Source organism: Gordonia sp. SGD-V-85, from assembly GCF_001456905.1.
GTDB classification, from domain to species: domain Bacteria; phylum Actinomycetota; class Actinomycetes; order Mycobacteriales; family Mycobacteriaceae; genus Gordonia; species Gordonia hongkongensis.
The window spans coordinates 1-1,498 of the sequence record NZ_LNQO01000054.1; the positions used below are offsets into that span (position 1 = coordinate 1).

1 protein-coding gene is annotated in these 1,498 nt (G+C 64.2%); it reads right to left on the reverse strand.

Features of this window, described 5'->3' with window-relative positions; translation table 11 throughout:
* Window positions 1-9: 9 nt before the first annotated feature.
* Window positions 10-1,464 carry an IS30 family transposase gene (locus tag AS181_RS24385; protein ID WP_078114170.1) on the reverse strand — a complete coding sequence of 485 codons (1,455 nt, stop codon included), beginning with the start codon at window positions 1,462-1,464 and terminating at the stop codon, window positions 10-12.
* Between the last annotated feature and the right edge of the window lie 34 nt (window positions 1,465-1,498).

Sequence of the window (1,498 nt, forward strand, 5' to 3'; positions counted from 1 at the left end):
TGGGCGCGTTCAATCGGTCGATGCAACACTGGGTTGTTGTAGCGAGTGTAGTTGTTCGCCAAAGACTTCGGCGGGAGTTTTCCATCCAAGGACTTTTCTAGGACGGTTGTTGAGGGTGTAGGCGATGGCCTCGAGGTCCTCAGCTGACCACCGCGACAGATCAGTTCCCTTAGGAAAATATTGGCGCAGAACACCATTGGTGTTCTCGTTGGATGGTCGCTGCCACGGTGAGTGCGGATCGGCGAAGAACACCTGCGTTCCGGTGTCCATCGCGAACTGGGCGTGAGCGGACAGTTCCTTGCCGCGATCCCACGTCAACGTTTTGCGCAACTGCTGCGGCAGCGCGGCGATCGACGCTGTCAGTCCTGCATTCATCGCGATGGCACCGTAGCCACCGAGTGCGGGCCCGTTCTTCACAGGCGGCTGCTCACCCCAGCCCTGCTGGCGTGGCAGATGCACCAGAAGTGTTGCACGACTACGACGTTCAACGATCGTGCCGATCGCCGATCTCCCAGTTCCGATAATCAGATCACCCTCCCAGTGCCCGGGGACGGCACGGTCCTCGGCCTCGGCAGGGCGCTGACTGAACACGACATCGGAGGTGACGTGACCCTGCGGCTTGTTGCGCGAGCGGGCCCGCGGCTCCCTCAGTGCACGTCCGGTGCGCAGGCACGCGACCAGCTCACGTTTGAGCGCGCCGCGGCCCTCGATGAACAGGGACTGGTAGATCGCCTCGTGACTGATACGCATGGATTCATCATCGGGGAAGTCGACCTTCAAACGCTGGGAGATCTGCTCTGGACTCCACGCCAGCGACCACCGCCGGTTGGCCCGGTGCGGTTTGTTAAGCCCCTTCCATGGCGGTGGCGTGGGGCCCGCAGCGATCGTGCCATCGGGACGGCGGACAACGCCGGCCAGGCGGTCCTGTACGTACTCCCGCAACTCGACGTGGGCCACGAGCTTCGCTGTTTTCGGGCGCTTGGCGGCCTGCTGGGCTTTCCACTGCGCCACCAACGCCCGATACTCGAGCTTCCCGCTCCTGGTTGCGGCGTTGCGCCGTAGCTCACGCGAGATCGTGGCCGGACTCCGCCCGATCCACCGTGCGATCTCACGCACCCCACGATCCTGGGCGCGTAGCAGCGCGATCTCTTCCCGTTCGGCGAAGGATAGATAGCGGCCCGAAGGCTCATCCAGACTCAGCGGCCTCATGCCGCCAGCGTGGCGGAACCAGCGTGTACCCACCGGCACCGACACACCGACAGCGATCGATGCCTGTGCCGTGCTCACCCCCGTCGCGACCACCCGCCAAAACTCACGTTGCACCTGCCGCGACGGCTCCGGCCGCCCCGGCGATCGCATCGCCGGCCGAAGTGCACGATCAGCACGCCACTGCCGACGAACACCTACCGCCACATCGCTGGTCCTCCGACTCCAGTCCGCCGTAGCCACCGCAAACACCTCCATGATCATGGTGTTGCGACGACCAGTTGAATCCGCC

What these genes read in the sequence shown, in the direction of transcription:
- AS181_RS24385 (WP_078114170.1), bottom strand. Translation starts at nt 1,464, where the DNA reads ATGGAGGTGTTTGCGGTGGCTACGGCGGACTGGAGTCGGAGGACCAGC.